This window comes from Williamsia sp. Leaf354, from assembly GCF_001424365.1.
Taxonomy (GTDB): Bacteria; Actinomycetota; Actinomycetes; order Mycobacteriales; family Mycobacteriaceae; genus Williamsia_A.
On the sequence record NZ_LMPL01000004.1, the window covers coordinates 220,816 to 244,170 of the forward strand.

Below are 23,355 nucleotides of genomic sequence, written 5' to 3' on the forward strand. Positions count from 1 at the left end.
TAGCATCGCGCCATGTCCGACGACGTGCACACACCCTCCTCGGGTGGCTCCTGTGACGAGGACGCGCTCGCGGCCGCGTGGCATCAGCTCACCGTTCGGTACCACCGGCTGCACTGCGAGATCGACCGCACCCTCGAGGCGAGCCATCAGATCAGCGGGAGCGAGTTCGAGGTTCTCGAACTGCTCTCCGCGCAGCCGGACTGTTCGCTGCGGATGAGTGAGCTCGCCGGTCAGGTGCACCTCAGTCAGAGCGCGTTGTCACGGCTGGTCGCGGGCCTGGAGAAGAACGGTCTCGCGCAGCGGACCATGTGCGAGAACGACCGTCGATCGGTGTTCACCGCGCTGACCACCGCCGGACGCGACCTCTACGAGCGCGCGCGCCCCGTGCAGCGCGCGATCCTGCGTGCCGCCACGGTCGACGCCGACACCGGGTCGCTGTGTGGTGCGGACGATTTCGCGGCCGCCGCCGCTCCTGTGGACGACGGTTCGCGGGTCAGTACGCGCTGATCTGTACCGACATCCCCGGGTCGGTGGCCACCGTCAGCGGCGAGGCCTGTGCACCTCCGGCGATGACGTGGGCACCCAGCGTCGCGATCATCACCCCGTTGTCGGTACACAGGCGCGGACGCGGGACCCGCAGCGTCACACCGGCGTCGGCGCATCGCTGCGCGGTCAACGACCGGATGCGCGAATTCGCGGTCGCCCCGCCGCCGAGCACGAGCGTGTCGACCCCGGAGTCCTCACACGCACGCATCGCCTTGAGGCTCAGCACGTCGGCGACGGCCTCCTGGAACGACGCGGCCACATCGGCGAGCGGGATCGGATCGCCGGCCCGTTCACACTTCTCGACGAATCGGGCAACCGCCGTCTTCAGTCCGCTGAACGAGAAGTCGTAGCGCGCGTCCCGCGGGCCGGTCATGCCGCGCGGGAACCGGATCGCGGTGGGATCTCCCTGCTCGGCAGCGGCGTCGAGCGCCGGGCCACCCGGATAGCCGAGCCCGAGCAGACGTGCCACCTTGTCGAAGGCCTCGCCGGCCGCGTCGTCGACGGTGGTGCCCAACTCGACGATCGGCGCACCGAGATCGTCGACCTTGAGCAGGTGGGTGTGTCCGCCCGACACCAACAGCGCCACGCACTGCGGCATCGGACCGTGTTCGAGGGTGTCGACGGCCACGTGTCCGCCGAGGTGGTTCACCGCGTAGAGGGGGATGTCCCACGCCGCCGCATAGGCTTTCGCCGCCGCGACCCCGACGAGCAGGGCGCCCGCGAGACCCGGCCCGATCGTGACCGCGATCGCGTCGGGACGGTCGACGCCGGCGACCTCACGCGCACGGGTCATGGTCGGCACGATCGCCTCGAGATGCGCCCGCGAGGCCACCTCGGGCACCACACCGCCGAAGCGCGCGTGTTCGGCGACGCTGGAGGCGACCTCGTCGGCGAGCAGGGTGGTCGTCGCGTCGTCGTTCCACCGCACGATGCCGACACCGGTCTCGTCGCAGGAACTCTCGATCCCCATCACGATCACGGGTCACCGCCCTCCTGCCGCGACGCATCGCCGCCGGCGCGCGGCGGTCGCCGCATGGTGTAGGCATCGGCACCACTGGGTTGGTAGTAGCGCTTGCGCAGCCCCATCTGTTCGAATCCGTTGTGTCGGTACATGTCGATGGCGACGTCGTTGTCGGTGCGGACCTCGAGGAACACCTCGGCCTCATGGGAGTCGGCCACCTCGAGCATGGCCGCCATCAGCGCTGCGCCGTGCCCGGCGCCACGGTGCGCGGGATCGACCGCGATGGTGTGGATCTCGCACTCGAACGTCCCGATCCGACCCAGCAGCGAGATCCCCGCGTACCCGATGAGGGTCTGCCCGTCGGTGTCGCGGGCGGCGAAGTAGCGATTGTGCGGCGAGGCGATCTCGGCGGTGAACGCCTCGACGGGCCATGGCGATTCGTCGGGGAAGATCATCGCCTCCAGCTCGGCGCAGCGTGCGGCGTCGGCGCGGGCCAGCGGGCCGATCATCGGGCGCGATCCGCGGTGGCGACTGCGTCGGGACGCCGCAGGTACAGCGGGACAACGGGTTCGGCGGCTGTTCCGGACTCCACCGAGGTGCGTGCCGCCGCGACCAGGCCCGCGGTGGTCGGTGACGTGGCCGCGTCGACGTGGTGCGCTCCGATGAGGCGGACGTGGTCGGGCGACCCGACCGTGACGTCCGGGGCCTGCTCACCCCGCAACCACTCGATCAGGTCCGCGGGGGTGTCCACGGCGGGACCGGCAAGGCGGCCGTCGGGTCCGTAGAGGGCCCAGTAGACCTCACGACGACGGGCGTCGGTCACGACGAGGACCCGCGCGGCGCCGGTGACATTGGCAGCGATCGCGTCGAGCGAACAGACACCGTGCAGCGGCAGTCCCAGTGCATCGGCGAACGCCGCCGCCGTGGCCATCCCCACGCGCAGTCCGGTGAACGGACCCGGCCCGCACCCCACCACGACGGCGTCGAGGTCGGCGCGGGCCACGCCGGCATCGGAGAGGCAGTCGAGGATGAGGGTGGTGAGGATCTCGGCGTGACCGCGAGGGGTGTCGACGGCACGCTCGGCGAGCACCTTGATCCCATCGGACGGGGTCACCTCGGCGACCCCGGTGGTCACCGTGGGTGTCGAGGTGTCGATGGCCAGAACAAGCACGGTCGCCGAGCCTAGGTGAGGTCGGCCGACGCGCGCCAACCCCAGGTGACCGTGCGCTCGTCCGAGTCGGGATCGGAGCCGTCGGGGTTGCGCTGCAGGCGGACGAGCAGATGCCGGTCGGTGAGTCGTTCGGCGACACCGGCGCCCCATTCGACGACGACCACGGCGGTGTCGAGTTCGGTGTCGAGGTCGAGTGCGTCGAGGTCGGCGAGCACGTCCGACCCGGTGGTGCCGAGCCGGTAGGCGTCGACGTGCACCAGCCCGATCCCGTCGGGTGTGCCGGGCGGGTGCACGCGGGCGATCACGAACGTCGGTGAGGTGATGCGCCCCTGCACGCCCAATCCGGCGCCGATGCCCCGGGTCAGGGCGGTCTTGCCCGCACCCAGCGGCCCGTCGAGGATCACGAGGTCGCCGGCGGTGAGCTCGGAGGCCAGTTCCGTCCCGAAGGCCTCGGTGTCGTGAACCGTTGCCAGCGTCTGCGTCCGGTCGGTCGTCACGGGGCCACGCTGCGTTGCACGAGTCTCTCGATCGCGTCGGTGACGACGGCGGGCCGTTCGAGGAGCACGAGGTGTCCGCAGTCGGGGACGCCGACGAGGTCGCTGCCGGGCAGCGCGGCGTGTAGGTCGACCGAGTTCGGCAGCGGGGTGAGTTTGTCCTCGTAACCACACGCCACCAGCGTGGGCACCCGGGCCAGCACGGGCAGTGCGCCGGTCTCGTCGTGGCTCTCGAGCGACCGGAGGAAGTTGACGACGGTGTCGATCGGGGTGCTCTGGATCATCGCCGAGACGAACGCACTCGTCGCCGGCGAGTGGAACGTCGAACCGAACGCCGCGGCAGTGAACATCGGCGACATGATCACCCGGGTCACCCCGCGCCCGGCCTGCACGGCGCGCGGCGCGGTGCGCACCGAGTAGCGGAAGGCGTCGATCAGGGGGTTCTGCAACCCCTGCCCCAGGCCGGCCTCGGTGATGCCCTTCGCGGCTGTCGCGATGAGCCCGACGCCGATGATCTTGTCGCCGAACAGTTCCGGACGACGCGTGGCGAGACCCATGATGGCCATGGCACCCATCGAGTGACCGACGAGGACGACGGGGCCGTCGGGGACCACCGCGCGGATGACCGTGGCGATGTCGGCGCCCAGCTGGGCGATGGTCGCGGTGTGCGCCGGTGCCGCACCGGACTTCCCGTGCCCGCGGTGGTCGAAGAACACCAGGCGCACACGGTCGCCCCACACCTCCTCGAGCCGTCGGCGCTGGAAGTGCCAGCTGGACAGTCGCATCGTGAACCCGTGGGAGAACACGACGGTCACCGGCGCATCGGGCGGTCCCACCTCGCGGACGGCGAGGGGTACCCCGTCGTCGGCGGTGACGATGCTGGCGCGGTCGGAGTAGATGGTGCGGAAGTTCTCCTCCGCGTTCGGGTCGGCGCGTCCGGACGGTCGGCGCGTGAGGTTGCGGGCGACACCGCCGATGGTGACCGCGCCGAGAGCCGCGACGCCTGCGACACCGGCGAGGATCCCGAGTCGTTGTGGCCGTTGATCTCCGCTCATCCTGGACTCCTCTCACGGTGGACGGTCATCACGACGAGCCGCTCTGCGGTCCGCCGTGATGGCGGCGGACCGTACGCCCGCGGATGCCGCTGACGATCTCGTAGTCGATGGTGCCGATCGTGTCAGCCCACTCGGTGGCGGTCGGTCCGCCCTGCGTGCCGCGGCCGAACAGCTCGACCCGATCGCCCTCGCGCACGGTGGTGTCCGCGCCGAGGTCGACCACCATCTGATCCATGCACACCCTCCCGACGCCCGGGTACATGCGGTCGCCGATGCGCACGCGCAGTCGGTTCGACAGCAGGCGCGGGACGCCGTCGGCATATCCGGCAGGCACCAGCCCGAGCGTGGTGTCGTGCGGCGCGGTCCACGTGTGCGCGTACGACACACCCTGTCCCGCGGCGACCGCCTTCACCATCACCACCTCTGCCGTCAGGGTCATCGCGGGGATCAGCGGGAGGTCGTCGAACTCGTGCGGGAGCGGGGAGAGCCCGTACACCGCGATGCCGGGGCGGACGAGGTCGCGCGAGAGATCCGGGCGGGTCAGTGCCGCAGCGGAATTGGAGATGTGCACCGTCTGCGGTGTCACCCCGAGGCGGGCCATCTCGGCGACGCAGGCGTCGAGTCGCGCGGCCTGGGAGTCGTTGAGCGGGTGGTCGGGGGTGTCACCGTGCGCGAGGTGGCACATCATGCCGCCGAGAATGATCGATCCCTCGGCCACGGCCGTCGCGACGGCGTCACGGAGGTCGGGCCAGTCGGCCGGGCCGACCCCGTTGCGGGCGAGTCCGGTGTCGATCTTGATCGTCACCGTCGCCCTCGCTCCGAGCGACCGTGCCGCGGTCACGACGGCGTCGAGGTGCGCGGTCGAGGAGACCGCGATGTCGATGTCGGCGGCGACGGCGGCCGCGAAATCGGTGGTCGAGGAATGCAACCAGGCCAGGACGGGCGCCGTGATACCGCCCGCGCGCAGGGCGAGGGCCTCGGTCACCGTGGCGACACCCAGTGCGCGGGCACCGGCGGCGAGCGTGGCGCGACCGACCTCGACCGCGCCGTGACCGTAGCCGTCGGCCTTGACGACCGCCATCACGTCGGCGCCCGCGCGCTCACGCAGCACCCCCACGTTGTGGGCGATCGCGTCGAGGTCGACCACGGCTTCGAGGGCGGGCGCCGAGAGCGCGGGCGCGGCGGCGATCTCGGTCATCGCTGTCCTGTTCCGGCGCTGCGCAGAGCGCGGATGGCGGGGCGCACCGCGGCCAGCAGATCCGACGCCCCGATCGGCGCGCCCCGGCCGTCACCATCGTCCCGTGCCGCCAACGACGCCGCCCGGGCATGGGCGCGTGCCGCCGACGCAGCGGCGGGCCGCGGGGTGAGTCCGGCCGCCAACAACGCACCGGCGATGCCCGACAACACATCTCCCGCGCCGGCGGTCGCCGCCCAGGACGACCCGGCGTCGTTGACCAGTGTCGGTCCGGCGCCGTCGGCGACGAGGGTCGCGCGGCCCTTGAGCAGCACGGTGGCGCCGAGCTCCACGGCGAGATCGGTCACCGCGGCCACGCGATCGGCACCCACCGGACGTCCGGCGAGTCGGGCGAACTCGCCTGCGTGCGGCGTCAGCAGGGTCGGCGCCGCGCGGTCGGCGACCCACGACCGGTGTTCGGAGACGACGGTGATGGCGTCGGCGTCGAGAAGGACGGGGAGATCGGTGTCGAGCACGGCACGGACGAGATCGGCGGCGCGACTGTCGGTCCCGGCTCCGGGACCGATGACCCACGCCTGTACCCGACCGACGTCGTCGAGATCGCCCGCCTCCCGCACCATCGACGCGACGATCTCGGGGTGGCGCGACACCACCTGTGACGCGGCCGATCCCGCGTACCGGACCATCCCCGACGTGGCCGCGACGGCGGCACCGGTGCACAGGACGGCGGCCCCGGGAAAGCGATCCGATCCGGCGATGATGCCGGTCACGCCCTGGGTGTACTTGTCGTCGGCGGGGCCCGGGACCGGCCACAGGTCACCGACCTCGGCGTCGTCGAGGGCGACGAGATGCGCTGAGGGTGCGTCGATGCCGATGTCGACGCATTCGATGCGACCGCAGCGGTGTGCGGCCAGGGCGTGGGCTCGGCGACGGGTACCGAAGGTGACGGTCACCTCGGCGAGGACCGACGGATCGTGCACCTCTCCGGTGTCGGCGTCGACACCCGACGGGATGTCGACGGCGATGACCGGTGCGGTGACGTGCTCGAACGCCGCAGCCGCGGTCGGGCGCAGCGGGCCCGATCCCCCGATACCCACGACTCCGTCCACGGCGAGGTCGTATGCCGAAGAGGCGATCGGTACGACGCGACCAGCTGCGCGGCGCAGGGCGGCCAGACCACCGGGGTGGGCGCGATCAGGTGCGGTCAGCACGGCGTCGACGGCCACACCCCGAGCCCGCACGAGTGCACCGGCGTGGAGCGCATCGCCGCCATTGTCGCCGGCACCGACGATCAGCACCACCCGCGCCCCGTACACCGCGCCCCGACGGCGGCGGAGTTCGGCGAGGATCACCTGCGCGAGACCGGTTGCGGCGCGGCGCATCAGCACGCCCGAGGTCAACAGCTCACCCGTCGCCTGCTCGGCCGCCCGGATCTCGTCGGCGGTGTGATAGCCGATCACGCCGACTACTCGACCGTCACCGATTTGGCGAGGTTCCTCGGCTTGTCGACGTCGTAGCCGCGCGCCTGCGCGACCGCCGCGGCGAACACCTGCAGTGGGACGGTGGAGACGAGCGGTTGCAGGAGGGTGGAGGTCACCGGGATCTCGATGAGGTGATCGGCGAACCCGGCCACGGCGACATCGCCCTCCTCGGCGATGACGATGGTGCGGGCGCCGCGCGCCTGGATCTCCCGGATGTTGCTGACCATCTTCGAGTGCAGCAGCGGTCGGCCACTCGGCGACGGCATGACGATGATCACCGGCAGGCCGTCCTCGATGAGCGCGATGGGGCCGTGCTTGAGCTCGCCCGCCGCGAAGCCCTCGGCGTGCATGTAGGCCAGTTCCTTGAGCTTGAGCGCGCCCTCGAGCGCCACCGGATAGCCGACGTGACGGCCCAGGAACAGCACGGTGCGCGCGTCGACGAGCGAACGGGCCAGGGCGCGAACGGGTTCGACGGTCTCGAGAACGCGCTCGACCGCGTGCGGCATCTGCTCGAGCTCACGGAACTCGCGCGCGACCTCGTCGGGGTATTTCGTACCGCGGGCCTGGGCGAGCGCGAGTCCGACGAGGTACGCCGCGGCGATCTGCGCGAGGAAACACTTGGTCGACGCGACACCGATCTCGGGTCCGGCGTGGGTGTAGAGCACCGCGTCGGACTCCCGCGGGATCTGCGCACCGTTGGTGTTGCAGATCGCCAGCACGCGCGCCTTCTGTTCCTTGGCGTGCCGGACCGCCTCGAGGGTGTCGGCGGTCTCCCCCGACTGCGAGATGGCGACCACCAGGGTCGAACGGTCCAGCACGGGGTCGCGGTAGCGGAACTCGCTGGCCAGCTCGACCTCGACCGGCAGCCGGGTCCAGTGCTCGATCGCGTACTTCGCCAACATGCCCGCGTGGTAGGCGGTGCCACACGCGACGACGAAGATCTTGTCGATGTCGCGCAGGTCCTGATCGGTGATGCGTTGCTCGTCGAGGACGATGCGACCGTTCTCGAAGTGGCCCACGAGGGTGTCGGCGAGCGCCTGCGGCTGCTCGGCGATCTCCTTGAGCATGAAGAAGTCGTGGCCGCCCTTCTCGGCGGCGGCGAGATCCCAGTCGATGTGGAACGGCTTGCCCTCCTGCGGCGTGCCGTCGAAGTCGGTGATGGTGTAGCGCTCGGCGGTGATGACGACCACCTGGTCGTGTCCGAGCTCGACGGCGTCGCGGGTGTGCTCGATGAACGCGGCGACGTCGGAACCCACGAACATCTCGTTCACCCCGACGCCGACCACCAGCGGGGTCGACCGTCGGGCGGCGACGATGGTGCCCGGGTGATCGGAGTGGGTGAACACCAGCGTGAACGCACCCTCGAGGCGACCGAGGACGGCGTACGCCGACGCGACGAAGTCACCCGCATTCGCACCGTTGGCGTACTCGAGGTCGAGCATGTGGACCGCGGTCTCGGTGTCGGTGTCGGAGCTGAACTCGACCCCGGCCGCCTCCACCTCCGCGCGCAGCGCGGCGTAGTTCTCGATGATCCCGTTGTGGACCACCGCGAACTTCCCGTCGCGGCTCACGTGGGGGTGGGCGTTGCGGTCGGTGGGCCGCCCGTGGGTCGCCCACCGTGTGTGGCCCATCCCGCTGGTGCCCGCGAACGCCTCGCGCCCCACGGTCGCGAGCTGCTTGTCGAGGTTCTCGAGCCGACCGGCCTTCTTCTCGACGGCGGTGTGACCGGCTCCGTCGAGAATGGCGACGCCCGCGGAGTCGTATCCGCGGTACTCCATCCGGCGCAGGGCCTCCACGACGATCTCCAGGGCGTCCCGGTGACCCACGTATCCGACGATTCCGCACATTCGACACAGGTTACCGGGGGTCGGGCGGCACGTTCGGCACCCCGGGTGTCATAGGGTCGAGCCGTGACCTCGGTGAAGAAGTTGTTTGCGCAGCTGTCCCGTCGCGGACCGCACCGTGTGCTGCGGGGCGACATGGCCATCGTCGGCCTCCCGGGCCTCGTCTACACCCCCGAATCGGGCAACGACCTTCCCGGCGTGGCGTTCGGTCACGGATGGCTCACCCACAGCAGGCAGTACCGCGACACCCTCGAGCACCTCGCCTCGTGGGGCATCGTCGTGGCCGTCCCCGACACCGAGCGCGGCCCGCTGGCGTCGGACCGCGCGCTCGCCGTCGATCTCGAGACGACGCTGGCGATCATCTCGAGTGTCCGACTGGGCTCCGGCGCGATCACCGTGCACCCCGAGCGACTCGCGCTGGCCGGACACGGTCTCGGCGCATCGGCGGCCGTTCTCGCCGCGGGCGACTCACAGCGGGCGAAGGCACTGGCCGCACTGTTCCCCGCACCGACCGGGCCCGCGGTACTGCCTGCCGCGCATCGCGCCCGCGTACCGGCGCTGATCCTCGCGGCGCCCGACGACCTCGACGGCATCACCTCCAACGCGCTGGCGCTGCGTAACGCCCTCCAGGGCGACCGGGTCGCGCTGCGCACGGTCCCGAAATCGAACAACCGCGGCCTCGCCGAGGGGTTCAGTGTCCGCAAGCGCCTGGGCGACGGCTCGGACCACGCCAAGACCCAGAAGGCCACGCGGGCCATGCTCACCGGATTCCTGCTCGCGCACCTCGGGGGCGCGGCGGCACGCGGCAAAACTGCGATCGGCGACCCCACCTACTCCGACTTCGCCGACCCGTCGGTCGCGATCGGCAAGCTCGAGACCGTCGATCCCGCCGGTGTCGACATCGACACCACCGACCCGATCACCCGCCTGCTGCGCTCCTGACCTCGCGCCTTCCGCCTCGCCGGGACACGATCGTCACGGTTCGGAGTCGAGGATCGGTCGGCGACGTGTGTCCTCGCCGTCCTCGTCCGGATTCTTTGCGTCAGGTTCGCGACCGTCCGCGTCATCCCGCGGATCGTTGTCGGAGGGCATCGGCTCGCGCCAGGCCTGCGCGGCGGTGATCGACGCGCGGTGGTGGCGGGTTCGTTCGTGTTCGAGTGTGTCCGTCGCCGCCCGCAGGATCTCCTCGATCTGATCGGCGGGTCTCACCGGTCGCCGGCCAGCGCCAGGCCACCGTCATCGCCGGGATCGGGTGTCGCCTGCGGTGCGCGGTTCGTGTCGGCGGCCGGCTCCTCCACGCGGTCCGGTGGGACTCGCGGTTCGATCTCCGGACCGGGCCCGACGGCCGGCTCCGGGCGTGTCGGCGAGACGGGAGGTGCGGGGGTCGGCCGGGGTTCGTCGACGGGCGGCGCTGCCGGTGAGGGGGTCGGCGGATCCGACGGCACCGGAGAGGGCGACGGGGAGGGCGGCGGCGCGGTGTCGGGTACGACGCCCCGCGGCGCGGACATCGGCTGCGGGTCGTCGGACGTGGTGGCGCGCGGACGATCCGGGTCAGCGGGATCGCGGTCACCGTCGAGATCGAGTTCGAGGTTCAGCGACAGCATCGGCCCCGATCGCGCGGAGGGGTCGGGCAGGAGGCCACCGCGGCCCTGATCGTGCGGGCCATCGAGTGCTTCGACGGCGAGGTTCAACACGGCGCCGACTCCCCCGGCCGCGGCCATGCCCACCGCGGACGCCGACGCCACGGCGGCCTGGGCCAGGGCCGACGCCAGCGGCACCGGGTCGACTCCCCCGATCGTCGCCGCGTGCCCCGCGCGAGCCGGCGGGGCAATCGGCTCGACGACTCGGGCGCCGTCACCGCGACCACCACCGGGCCCGCTGGTCGGCGCGACCGCTCGCGGCACCGCCCCGGCGGCGGGCGCCGCGAGCGCGATGTCGGTTCGCGTCGCGCCGGGAGACGGCGTCGGGCGGTGGGATCGGGCGCGCTGCGCCACGACGGTGAGACCGTCCGGGTACGGTGCGCGGGTCGCGAGGCCCTCGAAGGACGCGGCGAGAACAGTGAGGATCTCACCGACGGCGGCGTCGGCCACGTCGACGGCGGCGCCGAACAACACTGTCTTGGCGGCGATGTCGGCCGCGATCACCTCGCGGTTCTCGTCGGCATCGGCGAGCGTGACCGATGTCATCGGACGACCCGCGACGAGGTCGGTCGCGATGGCCGCGATCGAGAGGTACTTGGCGACCAGCACCCGTGACAGTGCCGCGGCGGTGGCGTCGACGGTGATGGCGATGTCACGCATCTGCTCGATCGCCTCACCGGACCGCCGGACATGCCGGCCGAGTGCGACACCCGCGGCATCGGACGACACGCCGGTCCACACCGACGGGATCCGGTCGCCGACGGTGTCGACGGTCCGGGTCGAGTCGTCGGTGATCGCGATCGCGGACCGCAGACTCGATGCGTCGCGGACGAGCGCGGAAAGATCGATCCCCTCGGTGACATCGAACCGGGCAGCGAGGTCGGCGTCGGCCGGGATCGCCACCCCGACCGCGGTGGCGATGGGCCGGACGACGGCGAACCAGCGCAGACCCGCCAGCGCGGCGGGACGCAGCGTGTCGACGCGGGTGTCCATGGACGGTGCGGTGGTCATCGCGGACCCGACCCACCGATCCTGCGGCCCGAGCCGTCGTCGGTGTCGGCGAGAACAGCTGCCGCCGTGCGCGATCCGTCGGCGAGCCGCTCGACCGATGTACGCATCGCCGCGATCTCGGCGTGCAGCGCGGTCATGCCCGCGACGTAGGCCTCGGCGTGGTCGCCATACGCGGCCCCGACCGATCGGGGGCCGAACACGGGCACGTCGACGGCGCGTGTGGCGGCGTCGAGCACTCCGCCGGCCCGATGCAACTCAGCGGCCAGTTCGACGACACCATCGATGTCGATCCGCAACGCCTCGTCCATGTGCGCCGACCTCCCCAGTCCCACATCTGTCCCTGACCCGCCGATTCTTCGTTCGACGATGATAGGACGCCGACCGGGGCCGATGGGTTCCCCTGATGCGACAGACGGGCGGAACAGGCGCCTCAGGCGATGTGTGCCGCGGTCAGAGCGTCGAGGAGTGCGCGTGGGCGGTCGGGCACCGGGAGGGGTTCGACGAGCGCGAACGAGCAACCGATGCCGCGTGCGCCGCCGTCGGCCTCCTCGCTGTCGCCGATCATCAACGTCCGCGAGGGGTCGACGTCGAGGTGATCGGTCGCGAATCGGAAGATGCCCGCATCGGGCTTGGTGATCCCCACCTCGTGAGACAGCGCCCACACGTCGACGAGGTGGTCGATGCCGTGGCGGGCGAACACCGCCCGCAGGTCGAAGGCGATGTTGCTGACGATGCCGATGGCGATGCCGCGCTCCGCCAGCAGTGTCAGCGCCGACACCGTGTCGGGGTAGGCATCCCACGACTCCGCGGCGAGGACCCGCTCGTACAGGGATTCGGCGTGGCCGGGGACCGCGAGACCCGAGGCACGCAGCACCGCGAGATAGGACGCCCGGTGCAGAGCCGGATCGAGGTCGCGGCGCAGCCAGGCCGCGCGTATCTCGTCGTCGAGTTCGGCGGGCACACCGGTGGGGGCCGTCATCCGGCGGATCAATTCCGCCTGCAGGTGCCCGTCGATGGGGGCACCGTCCTCGTCGTGCAGCTCGGTGAACCACTCGGCCCGCTCGGTGAAGCGGAACAGGGTGCCCGAGAAATCGAAGAGGACCGCCGCGGGTTGCCCGGTCGGAGACCGCCCGTCGTCGCAGGTCGGAGACCGCCCGTCGTCGCCGGTCGGAGACCGCCCGTCGTCTCCGGTCACTGCCCGACCGACCCCACGACGTCGGCGATCCGCCGGGCGATGCTGTCGGCCTCGTGCGCGGTGGTGGCCTCCACCATCACGCGCACGAGTTGCTCGGTTCCCGAGGGGCGCAACAACACCCGCCCGGAATCGCCGAGTTCGGTGCCCGCGGTGACGACTGCCTCGCGCACCGACTCCGCGCCGGCGACGGCGTCCTTGTCGGCGACGGGGACGTTGATGAGGATCTGCGGCAACGTGGTGATGACCGACGCCAGATCTGCCAGATCGCGTCCGGTCTGCGCCATGCGCGCCATCAGCATCAAGCCGGTGAGTATGCCGTCGCCGGTGGTGGCGAACGACGGGAGCACGACGTGTCCGGACTGCTCGCCGCCGAGCGCGAACGCCCCGGAGCGGAGTTCCTCCAGCACGTACCGGTCGCCAACGGCGGTGGTGCGCAGGTCGATCCCGGCCGACCGCATCGCGATGTGCAGCCCCAGGTTGCTCATGACGGTGGCGACGAGGGTGTTGTGCGTCAACGTGTTCGACTCTTTCATCGCCACCGCGAGCACCGCCAGGATGGCGTCGCCGTCGACGACATCACCGGTCGCGTCGACGGCGAGACAACGGTCGGCATCGCCGTCGTGGGCCAGCCCGATGTCGGCGCCGTGTTCGATGACGGCCTTGCGGATCACGTCGAGGTGGGTCGAGCCGCACCCGTCGTTGATGTTGAGCCCGTCGGGCTCGGCGTTCAGGGAGATGACCGTGGCGCCGGCCGCGCGGTAGGCGGCCGGGGCGGTGAGACTCGCTGCGCCGTGGGCACAGTCGACCACGACGGTGATGCCGTCGAGTGGCGCGGACACCGCAGAGGCGAGGTGGTCGAGGTAGGGGCGCGCGGCATCGTCGGCGTCGCGGATCCGACCGATGCCGGCGCCCACCGGACGGGCCAGGGCGTCCGCGGGGTCGGCGATCGCCGTCTCGATGCGTTCCTCGAGGTCGTCGGCGAGCTTGTGGCCCCCGGCGGCGAAGAGCTTGATCCCGTTGTCGGGCATGGGATTGTGCGAGGCCGAGATCATCACGCCGAAGGCGGCGCGGTGATGGTCGGTGAGGAACGCGACGGCGGGCGTCGGCAGCACACCCACGCGCAGAGCGTCGACGCCGGCGGCGGCGAGACCGGCGCACACGGCGGCCTCGAGCATCTCACCGGAGGCCCGGGGGTCACGTCCCACGACCGCCAGGGGCCGGACACCGGGCTCGGTGGACGGTGCGGCCAGAACGGTCGCGGCGGCGCGGGCCACGCTCACGGCCAGTTCGGGTGTGAGATCGGCGTTGGCGAGACCGCGTACGCCGTCGGTGCCGAAGAGTCGTCCCATTCCGGTGCCTTTGTTCGATCGGGAGAAAGGTGTCACAGAACGCACTCGAGCAGGTGTCCAGAGGAACCTGAACACCTGCTCGGTGCAGGCGGAGATCAGCGCACGGGCGCAGTGATCAACGCTTGGAGTACTGCGATGCCTTACGGGCCTTCTTGAGGCCGTACTTCTTGCGCTCCACCGCGCGCGGGTCACGGGTGAGGAACCCGGCCTTCTTGAGCGCGGGACGATCGTCGGGGGCGACCTCGATGAGGGCGCGGGCGATCGCCAGACGCAGCGCGCCGGCCTGTCCCGACGGTCCGCCGCCGACGAGCTTGGCGTGGACGTCGAAGGACTCGGTGCGCTCGACGATGACCAGCGGGGCCTTGATCAGCTGCTGGTGCACCTTGTTGGGGAAGTACGCCTCGAGGGTGCGGCCGTTCAGCGTGAACTGACCCGAACCGGGGGCCATCCGCACGCGGACGACGGCCTCCTTGCGGCGACCGACGGTCTGGATCGGACGGTCGAGGTGGATCGGGGCGGGCGCCGGGGTGGCGTCGAGGGCCTCGGTGCCGGTGGCCTCGTCGACCACGTAGTCGTCACTCGCGACTTCGGCCGCGGCGACATCGACCGGGGTGTACTGACCCTCGACGGCGTCGCCGATGGTGTTCTCTGTCGACGGGGACACGTCGGACTGGGGCTCGGTCACTGGGACACCTGCTTGATCTCGAAGGGAGCGGGACGCTGTGCCGCATGGGGGTGGTCGGGGCCGGCGTAGACCTTGAGCTTGCCGAACATCGCCCGGCCCAGCTTGGTCTTGGGGAGCATGCCGTTGACGGCCTTCTCGATCACGCGCTCGGGATGGGTCTCGAGCAGCTGTGCGGTGGTACGCGAGCTGAGACCACCCGGATGCCCGGAGTGCCGGTAGTTGAGCTTGCGCTCGGCCTTGTTGCTGGTGAGCACGATCTTCTCGGCGTTGATGATGACGACGAAGTCGCCGCCGTCCATGTGCGGGGCGTAGGTCGGCTTGTGCTTGCCGCGCAGCAGATGGGCGGTCTGCACGGCGAGCCGGCCGAGCACCACGTCGGTGGCGTCGATGACGTGCCACGCGTGCGTGATGTCACCGGCCTTCGGGGTGTAGGTGGACACAGGTGTTCCGTTCCGTTGGTGTGGAGCTGGTCGGATGCGACGGCGGGGTGATTCCCGGCGACCAGTGGGGACCCGGGGACCCGGTTCGCCCCGCATGACGGGGTGCCGCGCACCAGCGGTTCAGAGTACGGGGTCGCCCCGGGCCGGTCAAAACGCTCGGGTGGGCGCCTCACCTGGCCCGATGCTCCTCAACGCAACGGTGCGATCGTGACCGAGCCGACCGCGGCGGCGCAGGCGTCGTCGATGGACTCCCCGCGGGTCCCGGGCTGACACCCGACGCTCACCTGCAGCGCCGAGGAGACCATCACGTACCACCGGATCGCCGCACCCGAGCCCGGTGTCTCCCGGTAGCTGATCACGTCGCGGTCGGCGTAGCGGGTGACGGCCGAGAACTCCGACACCGTGTCGCCACCGCTCTGCTGCAACCGGTTGCGCAGGCTCGTCGCGACCGTCGTGGGGGTCGAATCGATCCGCACCGCGTTCTGCACGACGATGATCCGCCGGTCGTCGGTGCGCGCGGCGAAGGTGGTGAAGGGGATCGCGCCGGTGTCGTCGACGGCGTCGCTCGCACGGCGCCACTCGACGGGCACCACCATCGACACCCGACCCACGTCGGCCCGTACCGACGTCGGGGCCGCGGTCGCGGGGGACGTGTCGTCGTCAGCCCCGCCGAAGGCGACGGTGCCCGCGACGGCGGCGGCGATCACGACCGCGACGGCGACCGCGCCGACGACCAGGGTGCGACGGCTCGGCCGACGGGCGGCGGTGGTGTCGGGTGGTCGCGGCGGCGGGCTCGACGGGAGCATCTCTCCCCCGAAACGGTGGATCAGTGCCCGTTCGGCCGCCGCGACACGGCCGGTCGGGGTCGCGTCCTCGAACAGGCCGATCGCGGCGGCCAGACGGTCGCGGTTGTCACCGTCGACGAGGATCGCCTCGACCGTGTCGTCGACCAGCTCCCCGAGCACCGCGGAGTCGGCGGGATCGTCGAGGACGTCGGTCCGTGCGACCTGCCATCCGTCCTCGTCCCGGGTGAGGCGATGCACGTCGAGGCGGCAGTCGTGGGTCTCGGCGACGACACAGACCCGCGCCGACGGTTCGAGGTGGGTCGCCGCCACGAGGACGGCTCGCGGTGTGGCGCGCACGGTGGTCGAGGCCCCGGCGCGTGCGACGACGGTCCGCGCCGCGTCGATGACGATGCCCGCGCGACGATGTCCCCACGTGGTGGGGTGGGCGACGGTGAGCGACTGCGGCAGACGCGGCCCGAGGACGTCGCCGATCGCCTGCGCCCAGGCGTCGGCGATCTGCCGCCGCGCGCCGTGGAGTTGGACGTGGTCACTGTCGATCGACTCGATCAGCGTGCCGACCCGCACTCCGGGTCGGCCACCGACCTCGAGGCGCGCGTAGGCGACATCGACGACGGTCGACCGCTCGACCGTCACGCTGTCGCGGTGGTCGGCGTTCCAGGGTCGTTCGTGGGCGTCCCCCGACACCGGTTGTTCCTCAGCCCGCGTCGCGGGCCGGTCGCAGTTCGCGCGGCAGGGCGAAGGTGAGCGTCTCGTTGGCGGTGGTCACGGTCTCGACCGACCCGTATCCGTGCTCGGCGAGCAGGTCGACGACTCCGCGCACCAGCACCTCGGGCACCGAGGCGCCGGAGGTGACACCGACGGTCTGCGCGCCCTCGAACCAGCTGGTGTCGATGTCACGGGCGTAGTCGACCAGGTACGAGGCCCGGGCGCCGGCCTGCAGCGCCACCTCCACCAGTCGAACGGAGTTCGAGGAGTTGGTCGACCCGACGACGATCAGGAGGTCGCAGTGCGGGGCCATCGCCTTCACCGCGACCTGGCGGTTCTGGGTGGCGTAGCAGATGTCGTCGCTCGGCGGGTCCTGCAGCAGCGGGAACCGCTCGCGCAGCTTCGACACCGTCTCCATGGTCTCGTCGACCGACAGCGTGGTCTGCGACAGCCAGATCACCTTGGACTCATCGCGGACGGTGACGCCGCCGACGCTCTCGGGTCCGTCGACGAGCTGGATGTGCTCCGGGGCCTCGCCGGCGGTGCCCTCGACCTCCTCGTGACCCTCGTGGCCGATGAGGAGGATGTCGAAGTCGTCGCGCGCGAACCGCTTGGCCTCCTGGTGCACCTTGGTCACCAGGGGGCAGGTCGCGTCGATGGTGCGCAGGTTGCGCGACGCCGCCGTCTCGTGGACCGCGGGCGACACCCCGTGGGCGGAGAACACGACGAGCTGACCCTCGGGCACCTCGTCGGTCTCGTCGACGAAGACGACGCCCTTCTCGGTCAAGGTCTCCACCACGTGGCGGTTGTGGACGATCTCCTTGCGGACGTAGACGGGCGCGCCGTGCTTCTCGAGGGCCTTCTCGACGGTCTCGATGGCGCGGTCCACGCCGGCGCAGTACCCGCGCGGCTCGGCCAACAGCACTCGCTTGGTGGGCTCGGCAGTGGTGGTCATGTACATCAGCCTACGGCCCCCTGTCGATGGTCGGGTTTCCGGCAGAGCCGCCGCCGACGGTGTCGGCGACCACCCCGTCAGTGGTCACCGCCGCGCTGATGAGGCAGAGTTGAGCCATGTTTCGCCCACCGTTTGCGGCTCGAGTGGTCACCGGTCTGATAGTGACCGCGATCGAGGAGACCAAAAAGCTTCCCACCACCGCGGTCACACTGCCCATGACCGCCGTGAGTTCCACGGTGCAGGCGGCGATGCGGATGCAACAGAACATCGCCGAACTCGCCATCAAGGGCGATGAGGTGTTCGACACCCTGTTCCACCGCGCCGAGGAGAAGCCCGAGTGGGCCACCTTCGACGACGACGACGCCTTCATGGACCCGTCGCCCACACGCACCGACCGCTCCCCCGCGGCCGACGGTGACGGTGACCACGGCGAGGGCGACTCGTCGGAGCCCGCCGACAACCCGACCTCCGACGCCGATGGTGGCGCCACCGTCACCCCGATCTCGGCCGCACCCGGCGCCGCGGCGGCCACCCCCGCCGACATGCCCGAGCACCAGGCCGAGACCGTCGAGCCCACCCCGCCCGTGAAGAAGGCCCCGGCGAAGAAGGCACCCGCCACGAAGGCGGCGGCGAAGGCCCCGGCGAAGAAGGCCCCGGCCAAGGCGCCCGCGAAGAAGGCACCCGCGAAGGCACCCGCCGCGAGCGCATCCGACGACGAGACCGGCGCCACGGGCAAGGGCCGTTTCGCGCTGTACAGCTCGGCACCGGAGACCGTCCTGCAGTCCGATGTCGAATCGTCCCCCGCCGCCCCCGCGGCCGATGCCCCCGAGATCGTCGAGTTCCTCGACTACGACGCCCTCACCCTCGCCCAGCTGCGGGCGAAGATCCGTTCGGTCGATCTCGACGACCTGCGCGCGCTGGCCGACTACGAGCGCGGCCACCGCGGACGCGCCCCGTTCCAGACGATGCTCGACAACCGGATCACCGCCGCATCGGCGAAGTGATCGGCGTGGACACCGTCCCCGCCGACACCCGAACCCGCTGCTCCACACGGTGACCGCGCCGGGCAAGTCCACACCGGAGGCGCCGTGGCCGGTCCGAACCCTCAACGCCAAGATCGGTGACTGGATCCACCGTCTCGGACAGGTGTGGGTGGAGGGTCAGATCACCCAGATCAGCCGACGGCCGGGTACGAAGACGGCGTTCCTGCAGCTGCGGGACCCGTCGGCCGACATCTCGCTGACCATCACGTGTTCGCCGACGGTGATCGACCGCTGTGAGGTACCGCTGACCGAGGGTGCCCGCGTCATCATGGCCGGGCGGCCCAGCTTCTATGCCGGCCGCGCGACGATCTCGTTGCGGGTCACCGAGATCCGGCCCGTCGGCATCGGGGAACTCCTCGCGCGCATCGAGCGTCTGCGCCGTCTCCTCGCCGCCGAGGGACTCTTCGACGATCGACTCAAACGACCACTGCCCTTCCTGCCGCACGGCGTCGGTGTGATCACCGGACGGGCGAGCGCGGCCGAGCGGGACGTGGTGAGCGTCGCGCAGGGCCGGTGGCCGTCGGTGCGGATGTTGGTGCGCAACACCCCCGTTCAGGGACCGACGGCGGTGCCGGCGATCCTCAAGGCGCTCGCCGACCTCGACGCGGATCCGTCGGTGTCGGTCATCGTGATCGCCCGCGGCGGCGGTTCGGTGGAGGATCTGTTGCCGTTCTCCGACGAGGCCCTGTGCCGCGCGGTGTCGCAGGCCCGCACACCGATCGTCTCCGCGATCGGCCACGAGCCCGACCACCCGCTGTTGGACCTCGTGGCCGATCTGCGTGCCGCGACCCCGACCGACGCCGCCAAACGTGTGGTGCCCGATGTCGCCGCCGAACTGGCCCTGCTGGGTGAACTACGCGCGAGATGCGCCGGGGCGCTGCGGAACTGGGTGTCACGCGAGCAGCACGGGCTCGCGGGCCTGCGCGCCCGGCCGGTCCTCGCCGATCCCCTGCGCATGATCGACGAACGCGTGGCCGGCATCGAGCGCGCCCGGGGCGAGTTGCGTCGCGAGGTGGCGCGTTTCGTGGGCTACGAGGAGCAGCGCATCGAGAACCTGTCGTCGCGGGTGGCCACGCTGGGACCCGCACAGACCCTCGCCCGCGGTTATGCCGTGGTGCAACGCATCTCGGGCGACGACCCGCCGCATGTGGTCGGTTCGATCGACGACATGCCCATCGGGTCGCAGATCCGGGTCCGCGTGGCCGACGGCGCGATGCGCGCCGCGGTCATGCAGGCCGCCGAGAAACCCATCACCCGACGTGAGGACCGCTGATCATGGCCACCCGCAAGCCCGACGCCACGACCGACGGAAGTACCGGGGGGTCGGACGCCGAGGAGTCGATCGAGTCGCTGGGCTACGAACAGGCGCGCGACGAGTTGATCGGTGTGGTGCGGACCCTCGAGCAGGGCGGACTCGATCTCGATGCGTCGCTGACGTTGTGGGAACGCGGCGAGGCCTTGGCGCGGCGATGTGAGGAACATCTCGAAGGTGCCCGCGAGCGGATCGAGACCGCGCTCGGTGACGTCGATGCGGACGCCGACGACGGCGATCTCGCCGACGACGACGAGGATCTCGACGACTGAACGCCCTCGTACCGCTCTACCCCGTCGGGACGGGCAGCGCGGTGCGCGGGATGACGGGGGCGGCCAGCACGGCCATCGCCATCGTGGTGAAGTCGCCGTCACCGCCCTTGCTGTAGAGCCCGATACGGACGTCGCCGAGGTTGGCGACCCAGATCGACCGGTCGTTGTCGGTGCGGTACTGCACCCACTGCTTCTCGCCGACCGTGATGGTCCCGCGGCCCAGGGCCTGGCCCGGTGACAGGTATCCGACCAACGAGTCCTCGGGCGCGTTGGTCTGGCTGAGCTGCATGTACGCGCCGTCGGTGGTGAGGTATCCGGTGTTGCTCACCGAGGTGGCGTCGATGCCCGCGGTGCTGCCGGTGTTGGGTTTCCAGCCCTGCGGCGTCTCGGGCAGACGCACCGGGAACGGCAGCGACGCGGCGTTCGCGGTGAGCCCGGCCCGCACGTCGTAGGCGGGCGTCTTGTCGTCGCTCGCACCACCGGTGAGACCCACCGAGCAGTTGCCGGAGACGACGGCGATGATGGCGCAGATCGCTATGAGCGGTATCAGCGACCAGATCATGTCCTTGTGATCGGTGAGGATCCGGGGTTTGGCAGCCACCAGACCAGTATCCACCCCGCTCGTGACAGGATTACCCCACCACACCAGACGACCCCAGGAGGCCGTAGATGTCCAGCCCCACCCGTACCCCGCAGGCCCCGGACCGCAACCTGGCGATGGAGCTGGTGCGTGTGACCGAGGCCGCGGCGCTGGCCGCAGGCCGGTGGGTGGGTCGCGGAGACAAGAACGGTGGCGACAAGGCCGCGGTCGACGCGATGCGCGAACTGCTGTCGACGGTGTCGATGCGCGGCGTGGTGGTCATCGGTGAGGGCGAGAAGGACGAGGCGCCGATGCTCTACAACGGCGAGGAGGTCGGCAACGGCCAGGGACCCGAGGTCGACGTCGCCGTCGACCCGATCGACGGCACCACCCTGATGGCCGAGGGCCGCCCCAACTCGATCGCCGTCATCGCGGTGTCCGAGCGCGGCACCATGTTCGACCCGTCGGCGGTGTTCTACATGGAGAAGATCGCCGTCGGTCCCGAGGCCGCCGGGTCGATCGACATCACCAAGCCCGTCGAGTGGAACGTCCGAGCCGTCGCCGATGCCAAGGGCATCGAGGTCGGTGACGTGACCGTCGTCGTGCTCGACCGTCCGCGCCACGCCGACCTGATCGGTGAGATCCGCGCCGCCGGTGCGAAGGTGCGCCTCATCTCCGACGGCGACGTCGCCGGCGCCATCGCCGCGGCCGGCGAGTACAGCTCGGTCGACATGCTCATGGGCATCGGCGGTACCCCCGAGGGCATCATCACCGCGGTCTCGATGAAGTGCATGGGCGGAGAGATCCAGGCCCGTCTGTGGCCGCGCGACGACGAGGAGAAGCAGAAGGCGATCGACGCCGGACACGATCTCGGTCGGGTCCTCAAGACCGACGATCTCGTCAGCGGCGAGAACATGTTCTTCTGCGCCACCGGCGTCACCAACGGCGACATGCTGCGCGGGGTCACCTACCGCCGCAACGGCGCGACCACCCGGTCGCTGGTCATGCGGTCGAAGTCGGGCACCATCCGCCACATCGAGGGTGTGCACCAGTTGGCGAAGCTGCGCGAGTTCGCCTCGGTCGACCTCGGCCCCGGCGACTGACCGCCACCCCCGTGGCGACGAGGGCTGTCGCGGCGTGGTGCACGGCGGCCCGTTAGGGTACCCAATATGAGCAACGACGCCACCGAATACCGCATCGAACACGACACGATGGGCGAGGTCCGCGTTCCCGCGGCTGCTCTGTGGCGAGCCCAGACCCAGCGCGCTGTCGAGAACTTCCCGATCTCGCACCGTCCGCTCGAGCGCACCCAGATCCGTGCGATGGGTCTGCTGAAGGCGGCCTGCGCACAGGTGAACAAGGACCTGGACCTCCTCGATGCCGAGAAGGCCGACGCCATCATCGCCGCGGCCACCGAGATCGCCGACGGTGCGCACGACGACCAGTTCCCGATCGACGTGTTCCAGACCGGTTCGGGTACCAGCTCGAACATGAACGCCAACGAGGTCATCGCGTCGATCGCGAAGTCGAACGGCGTCGAGGTCCACCCCAACGACCACGTCAACATGTCGCAGTCGTCGAACGACACCTTCCCCACCGCCACCCACGTCGCGGCCACCGAAGCCGCTGCCACCGACCTCATCCCGGCTCTCGCGCACCTTCACGAGGCGCTCGTGGGCAAGGCGACGCAGTGGCGCGAGGTCGTCAAGTCCGGTCGCACCCACCTGATGGATGCCGTGCCGGTCACCCTCGGCCAGGAGTTCGGCGGGTACGCCCGCCAGATCGAGGCCGGCATCGAGCGCGTCGAGGCCTCCCTGGTGCGTGTCGGCGAGCTGCCCATCGGCGGCACCGCCGTCGGTACCGGACTCAACGCACCCGCCGGCTTCGGCACGAAGGTCGTCGCAGATCTGGTGTCGCGCACGGGTGTCGAGCACCTCAGCCTCGCGAAGGACAACTTCGAGGCCCAGGCCGCACGCGACGGTCTCGTCGAGCTCTCCGGCGTCCTCAAGACCATCGCGGTGTCGCTCACCAAGATCGCCAACGACGTCCGCTGGATGGGCTCCGGTCCGCTGACCGGTCTCGGCGAGATCCGTCTGCCCGACCTGCAGCCCGGCAGCTCCATCATGCCCGGCAAGGTCAATCCCGTTCTACCCGAGGCGGTCACGCAGGTCGCCGCGCAGGTCATCGGCAACGACGCCGCCGTCACCTGGGGTGGCGGCAACGGCGCCTTCGAGCTCAACGTCTACATCCCCATGATGGCGCGCAACGTCCTCGAGTCACTCAAGCTGCTGGCCAACGTGTCCCGTCTGTTCGCCGATCGCTGCATCAGTGGCCTCGAGGCGAACACCGATCACCTCAAGACCCTCGCCGAGAGCTCGCCGTCGATCGTGACGCCGCTCAACTCGGCCATCGGCTACGAGGAGGCGGCTGCCGTTGCCAAGCAGGCCCTCAAGGAGGGCAAGACGATCCGCCAGACGGTGATCGATCGCGGACTGATCGGCGACACACTCTCCGAAGCCGAGCTCGACGCCCGCCTCGACGTGCTGAAGATGGCCAACCTCGACCACGAGCGGTAGACCGCTCGATCCTCCTGCGTCACCCATCGACTCCCGCGA

The 23,355-nt window shown here is 70.8% G+C and carries 25 protein-coding genes; 7 read left to right on the top strand and 18 right to left on the bottom strand.

All coding sequences use genetic code 11. The features are described 5' to 3' along the window. Window positions 1–12: 12 nt before the first annotated feature. Complete coding sequence (locus ASG12_RS15510; protein WP_055791461.1) at window positions 13–507, top strand: MarR family winged helix-turn-helix transcriptional regulator; 495 nt, start codon at window positions 13–15, stop codon at window positions 505–507. On the opposite strand, the gene tsaD is transcribed toward ASG12_RS15510, so the two are convergent. The 8 genes from tsaD to glmS are packed head-to-tail and all read right to left on the bottom strand — an operon-like array spanning window position 494 to window position 8,750. Beyond that, the gene (tsaD, locus tag ASG12_RS15515) at window positions 494–1,525 is read right to left on the bottom strand and encodes a tRNA (adenosine(37)-N6)-threonylcarbamoyltransferase complex transferase subunit TsaD (RefSeq protein WP_055791464.1); all 1,032 of its coding nucleotides are present in this window, start codon (window positions 1,523–1,525) and stop codon (window positions 494–496) included. The two genes, ASG12_RS15510 and tsaD, sit on opposite strands and share 14 nt — an antisense overlap. After that, a complete protein-coding gene (gene rimI, locus ASG12_RS15520; protein WP_055791467.1) occupies window positions 1,522–2,016 on the bottom strand; it encodes a ribosomal protein S18-alanine N-acetyltransferase in 495 nt (164 codons plus the stop codon). Before rimI ends, tsaD begins: the two co-directional genes overlap by 4 nt. After that, window positions 2,013–2,678, bottom strand: a complete 666-nt coding sequence (gene tsaB / locus ASG12_RS15525) for a tRNA (adenosine(37)-N6)-threonylcarbamoyltransferase complex dimerization subunit type 1 TsaB (RefSeq protein WP_055791470.1) — start codon at window positions 2,676–2,678, stop codon at window positions 2,013–2,015. The genes rimI and tsaB overlap by 4 nt, the downstream gene beginning before the upstream one ends. 11 nt (window positions 2,679–2,689) lie before the next feature. Next, window positions 2,690–3,175, bottom strand: coding sequence for a tRNA (adenosine(37)-N6)-threonylcarbamoyltransferase complex ATPase subunit type 1 TsaE (gene tsaE / locus ASG12_RS15530; protein ID WP_055791472.1), 486 nt, complete (start codon window positions 3,173–3,175; stop codon window positions 2,690–2,692). Continuing rightward, complete coding sequence (locus ASG12_RS15535) at window positions 3,172–4,227, bottom strand: alpha/beta fold hydrolase (RefSeq protein WP_055791475.1); 1,056 nt, start codon at window positions 4,225–4,227, stop codon at window positions 3,172–3,174. The genes tsaE and ASG12_RS15535 overlap by 4 nt, the downstream gene beginning before the upstream one ends. Before the next feature lie 28 nt (window positions 4,228–4,255). Then, window positions 4,256–5,425: an alanine racemase gene (alr, locus tag ASG12_RS15540; protein WP_055791478.1), complete on the bottom strand. Its 1,170-nt coding sequence runs from the start codon at window positions 5,423–5,425 to the stop codon at window positions 4,256–4,258. Next, the gene (locus tag ASG12_RS15545; RefSeq protein ID WP_055791481.1) at window positions 5,422–6,882 is read right to left on the bottom strand and encodes an NAD(P)H-hydrate dehydratase; all 1,461 of its coding nucleotides are present in this window, start codon (window positions 6,880–6,882) and stop codon (window positions 5,422–5,424) included. The genes alr and ASG12_RS15545 overlap by 4 nt, the downstream gene beginning before the upstream one ends. Before the next feature lie 5 nt (window positions 6,883–6,887). Next, window positions 6,888–8,750, bottom strand: a complete 1,863-nt coding sequence (glmS, locus tag ASG12_RS15550) for a glutamine--fructose-6-phosphate transaminase (isomerizing) (protein ID WP_055791484.1) — start codon at window positions 8,748–8,750, stop codon at window positions 6,888–6,890. A gap of 63 nt (window positions 8,751–8,813) precedes the next feature. Here glmS and ASG12_RS15555 point away from each other — a divergent pair, with 63 nt between their 5' ends. Then, window positions 8,814–9,689: a dienelactone hydrolase family protein gene (locus ASG12_RS15555; protein WP_055791487.1), complete on the top strand. Its 876-nt coding sequence runs from the start codon at window positions 8,814–8,816 to the stop codon at window positions 9,687–9,689. A gap of 33 nt (window positions 9,690–9,722) precedes the next feature. On the opposite strand, the gene ASG12_RS15560 is transcribed toward ASG12_RS15555, so the two are convergent. The 9 genes from ASG12_RS15560 to ASG12_RS15600 form a co-directional block, all read right to left on the bottom strand. Then, window positions 9,723–9,956, bottom strand: a complete 234-nt coding sequence (locus ASG12_RS15560; protein ID WP_055791490.1) for a hypothetical protein — start codon at window positions 9,954–9,956, stop codon at window positions 9,723–9,725. Next, window positions 9,953–11,398, bottom strand: a complete 1,446-nt coding sequence (locus tag ASG12_RS15565) for a hypothetical protein (RefSeq protein ID WP_055791493.1) — start codon at window positions 11,396–11,398, stop codon at window positions 9,953–9,955. The genes ASG12_RS15560 and ASG12_RS15565 overlap by 4 nt, the downstream gene beginning before the upstream one ends. Then, window positions 11,395–11,706, bottom strand: a complete 312-nt coding sequence (locus ASG12_RS15570) for a type VII secretion target (RefSeq protein WP_055791496.1) — start codon at window positions 11,704–11,706, stop codon at window positions 11,395–11,397. The genes ASG12_RS15565 and ASG12_RS15570 overlap by 4 nt, the downstream gene beginning before the upstream one ends. Before the next feature lie 122 nt (window positions 11,707–11,828). After that, on the bottom strand, window positions 11,829–12,593 hold the full coding sequence (locus ASG12_RS15575) for an HAD family hydrolase (RefSeq protein ID WP_082502051.1): 765 nt from the start codon (window positions 12,591–12,593) through the stop codon (window positions 11,829–11,831). Then, a complete protein-coding gene (glmM, locus tag ASG12_RS15580; protein ID WP_055791499.1) occupies window positions 12,590–13,942 on the bottom strand; it encodes a phosphoglucosamine mutase in 1,353 nt (450 codons plus the stop codon). Before glmM ends, ASG12_RS15575 begins: the two co-directional genes overlap by 4 nt. Window positions 13,943–14,057: 115 nt before the next feature. After that, on the bottom strand, window positions 14,058–14,627 hold the full coding sequence (rpsI, locus tag ASG12_RS15585; RefSeq protein WP_420835163.1) for a 30S ribosomal protein S9: 570 nt from the start codon (window positions 14,625–14,627) through the stop codon (window positions 14,058–14,060). After that, the gene (rplM, locus tag ASG12_RS15590) at window positions 14,624–15,067 is read right to left on the bottom strand and encodes a 50S ribosomal protein L13 (RefSeq protein ID WP_055791502.1); all 444 of its coding nucleotides are present in this window, start codon (window positions 15,065–15,067) and stop codon (window positions 14,624–14,626) included. The genes rpsI and rplM overlap by 4 nt, the downstream gene beginning before the upstream one ends. A 188-nt stretch (window positions 15,068–15,255) precedes the next feature. Continuing rightward, window positions 15,256–16,557 (bottom strand): type VII secretion-associated protein, encoded by a 1,302-nt coding sequence (locus ASG12_RS21755; RefSeq protein ID WP_055791503.1) that lies wholly within the window; start codon window positions 16,555–16,557, stop codon window positions 15,256–15,258. A gap of 10 nt (window positions 16,558–16,567) precedes the next feature. Further along, entirely contained in the window at window positions 16,568–17,533 is a 966-nt protein-coding gene (locus ASG12_RS15600) for a 4-hydroxy-3-methylbut-2-enyl diphosphate reductase (RefSeq protein ID WP_235457144.1), read from the bottom strand. A 116-nt stretch (window positions 17,534–17,649) separates the two neighbouring features. Between ASG12_RS15600 and ASG12_RS15605 the strand changes: the two genes are divergently transcribed. From ASG12_RS15605 to ASG12_RS15615, 3 genes are read left to right on the top strand one after another with little or no spacing between them, the layout of a single operon-like run. Further along, on the top strand, window positions 17,650–18,537 hold the full coding sequence (locus ASG12_RS15605; RefSeq protein ID WP_055791510.1) for a lipid droplet-associated protein: 888 nt from the start codon (window positions 17,650–17,652) through the stop codon (window positions 18,535–18,537). A gap of 37 nt (window positions 18,538–18,574) precedes the next feature. Beyond that, a complete protein-coding gene (gene xseA / locus ASG12_RS15610) occupies window positions 18,575–19,849 on the top strand; it encodes an exodeoxyribonuclease VII large subunit (RefSeq protein WP_055792184.1) in 1,275 nt (424 codons plus the stop codon). A gap of 2 nt (window positions 19,850–19,851) precedes the next feature. Beyond that, window positions 19,852–20,160, top strand: coding sequence for an exodeoxyribonuclease VII small subunit (locus ASG12_RS15615; protein WP_055791511.1), 309 nt, complete (start codon window positions 19,852–19,854; stop codon window positions 20,158–20,160). Between the two features lie 16 nt (window positions 20,161–20,176). On the opposite strand, the gene ASG12_RS15620 is transcribed toward ASG12_RS15615, so the two are convergent. Then, window positions 20,177–20,761 (bottom strand): DUF4245 domain-containing protein, encoded by a 585-nt coding sequence (locus ASG12_RS15620; protein ID WP_055791514.1) that lies wholly within the window; start codon window positions 20,759–20,761, stop codon window positions 20,177–20,179. A 68-nt stretch (window positions 20,762–20,829) separates the two neighbouring features. Between ASG12_RS15620 and glpX the strand changes: the two genes are divergently transcribed. Both glpX and ASG12_RS15630 read left to right on the top strand, forming a co-directional pair. Beyond that, window positions 20,830–21,843 carry a class II fructose-bisphosphatase gene (glpX, locus tag ASG12_RS15625; protein ID WP_055791517.1) on the top strand — a complete coding sequence of 338 codons (1,014 nt, stop codon included), beginning with the start codon at window positions 20,830–20,832 and terminating at the stop codon, window positions 21,841–21,843. A 66-nt stretch (window positions 21,844–21,909) separates the two neighbouring features. Then, window positions 21,910–23,316: a class II fumarate hydratase gene (locus tag ASG12_RS15630; RefSeq protein ID WP_055791519.1), complete on the top strand. Its 1,407-nt coding sequence runs from the start codon at window positions 21,910–21,912 to the stop codon at window positions 23,314–23,316. Window positions 23,317–23,355: the final 39 nt, after the last annotated feature.

Excerpts from the sequence above, each read along its gene's own strand:
- ASG12_RS15510 (WP_055791461.1), top strand. The coding sequence starts at position 13 with ATGTCCGACGACGTGCACACACCCTCCTCGGGTGGCTCCTGTGACGAG.
- rimI (WP_055791467.1), bottom strand. The coding sequence starts at position 2,016 with ATGATCGGCCCGCTGGCCCGCGCCGACGCCGCACGCTGCGCCGAGCTG.
- ASG12_RS15535 (WP_055791475.1), bottom strand. The coding sequence starts at position 4,227 with ATGAGCGGAGATCAACGGCCACAACGACTCGGGATCCTCGCCGGTGTC.
- alr (WP_055791478.1), bottom strand. The coding sequence starts at position 5,425 with ATGACCGAGATCGCCGCCGCGCCCGCGCTCTCGGCGCCCGCCCTCGAA.
- glmS (WP_055791484.1), bottom strand. The coding sequence starts at position 8,750 with ATGTGCGGAATCGTCGGATACGTGGGTCACCGGGACGCCCTGGAGATC.
- ASG12_RS15565 (WP_055791493.1), bottom strand. The coding sequence starts at position 11,398 with ATGACCACCGCACCGTCCATGGACACCCGCGTCGACACGCTGCGTCCC.
- ASG12_RS15570 (WP_055791496.1), bottom strand. The coding sequence starts at position 11,706 with ATGGACGAGGCGTTGCGGATCGACATCGATGGTGTCGTCGAACTGGCC.
- glmM (WP_055791499.1), bottom strand. The coding sequence starts at position 13,942 with ATGGGACGACTCTTCGGCACCGACGGCGTACGCGGTCTCGCCAACGCC.
- ASG12_RS15600 (WP_235457144.1), bottom strand. The coding sequence starts at position 17,533 with ATGACCACCACTGCCGAGCCCACCAAGCGAGTGCTGTTGGCCGAGCCG.
- ASG12_RS15605 (WP_055791510.1), top strand. The coding sequence starts at position 17,650 with ATGTTTCGCCCACCGTTTGCGGCTCGAGTGGTCACCGGTCTGATAGTG.
- ASG12_RS15615 (WP_055791511.1), top strand. The coding sequence starts at position 19,852 with ATGGCCACCCGCAAGCCCGACGCCACGACCGACGGAAGTACCGGGGGG.
- glpX (WP_055791517.1), top strand. The coding sequence starts at position 20,830 with ATGTCCAGCCCCACCCGTACCCCGCAGGCCCCGGACCGCAACCTGGCG.
- ASG12_RS15630 (WP_055791519.1), top strand. The coding sequence starts at position 21,910 with ATGAGCAACGACGCCACCGAATACCGCATCGAACACGACACGATGGGC.